5 protein-coding genes are annotated in these 3,992 nt (G+C 74.1%); 2 read left to right on the top strand and 3 right to left on the bottom strand.

Annotation, left to right across the window (positions count from 1 at the left end; all coding sequences use genetic code 11):
* Positions 1–401 (top strand): sulfite exporter TauE/SafE family protein (locus tag MTQ10_RS28600; RefSeq protein ID WP_247473250.1); only part of this gene is annotated, 401 nt, incomplete at its 5' end.
* Positions 402–452: 51 nt separating this feature from the next.
* On the opposite strand, the gene MTQ10_RS28605 is transcribed toward MTQ10_RS28600, so the two are convergent.
* Complete coding sequence (locus tag MTQ10_RS28605) at positions 453–740, bottom strand: metal-sensitive transcriptional regulator (RefSeq protein WP_247473251.1); 288 nt, start codon at positions 738–740, stop codon at positions 453–455.
* 80 nt (positions 741–820) lie between these two features.
* Here MTQ10_RS28605 and MTQ10_RS28610 point away from each other — a divergent pair, with 80 nt between their 5' ends.
* Positions 821–1,411, top strand: a complete 591-nt coding sequence (locus MTQ10_RS28610) for a rhodanese-like domain-containing protein (protein WP_247473252.1) — start codon at positions 821–823, stop codon at positions 1,409–1,411.
* A gap of 68 nt (positions 1,412–1,479) precedes the next feature.
* Here the strand turns inward: MTQ10_RS28610 and MTQ10_RS28615 are convergent, their stop codons facing one another.
* The gene (locus tag MTQ10_RS28615) at positions 1,480–2,433 is read right to left on the bottom strand and encodes a hypothetical protein (RefSeq protein ID WP_247473253.1); all 954 of its coding nucleotides are present in this window, start codon (positions 2,431–2,433) and stop codon (positions 1,480–1,482) included.
* Positions 2,434–2,447: 14 nt separating this feature from the next.
* The gene (locus MTQ10_RS28620; RefSeq protein ID WP_247473254.1) at positions 2,448–3,923 is read right to left on the bottom strand and encodes an APC family permease; all 1,476 of its coding nucleotides are present in this window, start codon (positions 3,921–3,923) and stop codon (positions 2,448–2,450) included.
* Positions 3,924–3,992: the final 69 nt, after the last annotated feature.

Here is a 3,992-nt window from a genome sequence, read left to right on the forward strand (position 1 = left end):
CCACCGCCCCGGGCACCCCCCGGACCGTCACCCGGGTCCGCCCCGCACAAGCCGCCGCAGCGGGCGCCGGCCTCGGCGGGCTGACCGGAGTGCTCGGCGTCGGCGGCGGCTTCCTCGTCGTACCCGCGCTCACAGGGGTCCTGGGAATGCGGATGCGGGCGGCCGTCGGCACCAGCCTGCTCGTGATCACCGTCAACGCGCCGGCCGCGCTCGCGCTGCGCTCCGGCACGATCGGCACCCTGGACTGGTCCGTCACCGGGCCGTTCATCGGCGCCGCCGTCCTCGGCGCGTGGGACGGCAGGCGGCTCGCCGCCAAGGTGTCCGCGGACGCCCTGCGGCGCGTCTTCGCCGTACTGCTGCTGGCAGTGGCCGCCTTCATGCTGCTGGACGCGGCGCTGTGAGGCCCGCACAGCGGCAGGGCCGCGCGGCGGCCGGCACGGCCCCGGGACGGCTCAGGCCAAGGACAGGAAGAGTTTCTCCAGGCGGGCGCGCATCGCCTCGGGGTTCTCCCCGTCGGCGCGGCCCGACTCCATGTCGGTCACGCACTTCTGCAGACCCGTGGCGATGATCGCGAACCCGGCCCGGTCCAGGGCCCGCGAGGCCGCGGCGAGCTGGGTGACGACCTCCTCGCAGTCACGTCCCTCCTCGATCATCCGGATCACCCCGGAGATCTGACCCTGGGCGCGGCGCAGACGGTTCAGCACCGCCTTCAGGTCGTCGCCCTCCAGCTCCAGTTCCACAATCGCTCCTCCCTGAATACCCCTAGGGGTACTGTACGTCCCGCTTCGGGACGACGTCGACGCACAAGGATCCCTCTGCCATGACCTCCCCCTCCTCCGCTCCCGTCGCCTTCACCGTCGAGCAGGCCCGCACCAGGCTCGGCGCACTGACCGTCCTCGACGTGCGCACACCCGGCGAGTACGCCTCCGGCCATGTGCCCGGCGCGGTCAACGTGCCGCTCGACCGGCTGCCGCACGCCGTGGACGCCGTACGGGACGCCGCCGCCCGCCGGGACGTCCTCGTCGTGTGCGCGTCCGGCAACCGCTCCCGGCGTGCCTGCCTCCTCCTCGCCGAGCACGGCGTCACCGCCGCCACCCTCACCGGCGGCACCGGCGCCTGGGCCGCCGCCGGCCACGACCTGCACCGGCCCGCCGGGAGCGGTGTCCGGGCCGGCTGGAGCATGGAACGCCAGGTGCGGTTCACCGCCGGCACCGTCGTCCTGCTCGGACTGCTGCTCGGGGTGCTGGTGCATCCTGCCTTCCGGCTGCTGTCGGCCGCCGTAGCGGGCGGCCTGGTGTTCTCCGCCCTCACCGACACCTGCGGCATGGCGGCGCTCCTCTCCCGGCTGCCCCACAACCGGCCCCGCCCGGCCGACCTGGACACCGCGCTCGCCGCACTCCGCGACGCCTGAGCCGGGCCGGGCCCCGTCCGGCGGACCCTGAAGGGCACCACCCTGTGCCCGCACGGCCCGCCCCCCGCTCACCCCACCCCGAGTTCCTTGCGCCACCTGAGGATCTGACGGGCCGGGTCGCCGGTGTAGGACCACGGTGTCCGCGTCGCCCGCCGGCCCAGCAGACGCAGCAGCTCCGCCGCGACGTCCCGCACGCCCGCGAGACACGCCGCGTGCGCCAGACAGCTGACGTCGCGCAGCTCGGCCGGGGTGACCGGGCCCGGCGGGCGCGCGCTGATCCACCGCTGCCAGGTGCGCCGTACGTCGCTGACGGCGCCGTCGTGACCGAAGTGACCGAGCCCGACCGCGCCCCGGTCGCCGCCGGCGGCGTCGAGCGCGTACCGGTACTCCTCCACGCGCGCGTACTGCACCAGCACCGGCAGCGGGCTGCCCTCCGGCGCGGCACCGGCCGCCTCCCGCGCGAAGTCGTACATCAGGCCGTGCGTGCCGTGCCAGCGGGCCGAGTAATAGTGCAGCACCTGAAGGTGCCCCTCACCGCTGTACGGGTCGCGGCGGTACAACTCGTCCCACCAGCGGGCCAGTTCGCCGCGCCGCACGCCCGCCGGGTACAGCCGCGCCACGGAGATCAGCGACACCCACGGCGTCGGGTCGTCCGGTGCCGCCTCGGCGGCGGCCAGGCAGGCCCGTACCGCCGAGTCGAGCCGCCGTTGCTCGACCGGCACACCCCGGCCCGCGGCGATCGCCAGCCGGAACACCCGGCTGGTCTCCGTCGCCGCCCGCAGCACCAGCGCGTCCGCGCTGTCCGGCTCCGCGGCCAGCCACATCTCCACCGCCGACCTGTCCGCGCACGCCTCCGCCAGCATCCGCACCCGGTGCCCGCGCACCTCCCAGTCCGCGCCGGTGGCCCGCAGCAGCTCCCGCAGCCCCTGCCAGCGGCCGATGACGACGTCCTGCCGCGCCGACGTCAGCGCCGTGTCCCCGCAGTCGGGGTCGAAGTCGGGAGCGAAACGCTCTCGTGCCATCACGCCCCCTCGGCTCAGAAGTCGGTGGGCAGGCCCTCGTAGGGGTGCGGCGACGCGGCCGGGCCCTTGGGCGACCCGTCGTACTCCGTGGGCACGCTGCGCGTGGCGTCGAGCCGGGCCGGCCGGTAGTACTCGCTGCCCCGCCGCCAGTACCACAGCATCGGCGGCACCCCGGCGGCCAGCCCGCCCAGCCCGATCGCGACCGCGGCCCCGCTCAGCTCGCCCAGCGACTCCACGAACACCCAGAACATGAACGCCGAACCCAGCAGCGGCCCGACTCCGCCCAGCAGCAGATGCAGCGGCGATCTCAGCAGCACCCTCCGGTACGCGACGACCGCCGCCAGCCCGGCCAGCCCGTAGTAGACGGCGATCTGCAGGCCGATCGCCTGGATCGCGTCCGAGAGGATGTCCCCGACCGTGCCGAGCGCGTTGGCGGCGACCAGCATCACCAGCGCCACCGCCCCGACCACCACGATCGCCACCCACGGCGTGTTCCAGCGCGGATGCACCCGGCCCAGCGCAGCCGGCATCGTACGGTCCCGGCCCATCGCGAACAGCGACCGCGTCACCTGGATCAGCGTCGTCTCCAGCGTGGCGATCGTCGACAGCATCACCGCCACCGCCAGCACCCGCCCGCCCCACCCGGGCCACACCGCCTCGCCCAGTGCCGCCAGCGCGTTCGTCCCGCCGTCCGCGATCTCCTCCGGTGTCAGGACCGTGGTCACCGCGATCGTGTACACCTCGAACAGGACGAACACCACGCCCAGCCCGATCAACCCCGCCGGCCCCGTCGTACGGCGGCTGTCACGGGTCTCCTCGCTGAGATTGCAGGCCACGTCCCAGCCCCAGTAGTAGAACGCCGCCACCAGCGCCGCCGACGCGAACCCCGACACCCCGTCGAACCGGGCCGTCCCGAGCCACGACCAGTCGAACGGGCGGGCCTGCCCGGCATGCCACAGCGCCGGCACCGCGAACAGCAGCAGGATCGCCAGCTCCACCCCCGACATCAGCAACTGCGCACGCACCGTCAGCCGCGCACCGCCGAGCACCACGCCCAGCATCAGCAGGAACCAGCCCGCCCCCACCACTGTCGACAGCGCGGTGCTCTCGGCGAGTTCCTCGTCGAACAGCGCCAGCGTCAGCGAGCCCGCCGGCAGCGAACCCGCCACCATGAACAGCGTCGCCGACACCACCAGCGCCCAGCCGCTGACAAAACCGAGGAAGGGATGGAGCGTTCGGCCCACCCACGAGTAACTGGCGCCCGCGTTCACATCGATCCGGCTGAGACAGCTGAAGGCCAGCGCGATCCCCGCCATCGGTATCGCGCAGTACAGCAGTGCCGCCGGACCTGCCGTGCCGGCCGCCGCGACGAGCACGGCCGTCGTCGCGGCCAGCGAATACGTCGGGGCGACGTCCGCGATTGCCATCACCACGGTGTCGGTCAGGCTGAGGGCACCGGCCTCCAGCCCTCTGCCCCTGCTGTGGCTCATCGCTGTGCTGCTTTCCGTGTGCACGACGTCAGGGGGCGCTGAGGTCCCCGGCGGCGTGAGGGGGGTGGG

The sequence above is a fragment of the Streptomyces sp. XM83C genome (assembly GCF_023072675.1).
In the GTDB taxonomy this organism is placed as follows: domain Bacteria; phylum Actinomycetota; class Actinomycetes; order Streptomycetales; family Streptomycetaceae; genus Streptomyces; species Streptomyces thermocoprophilus.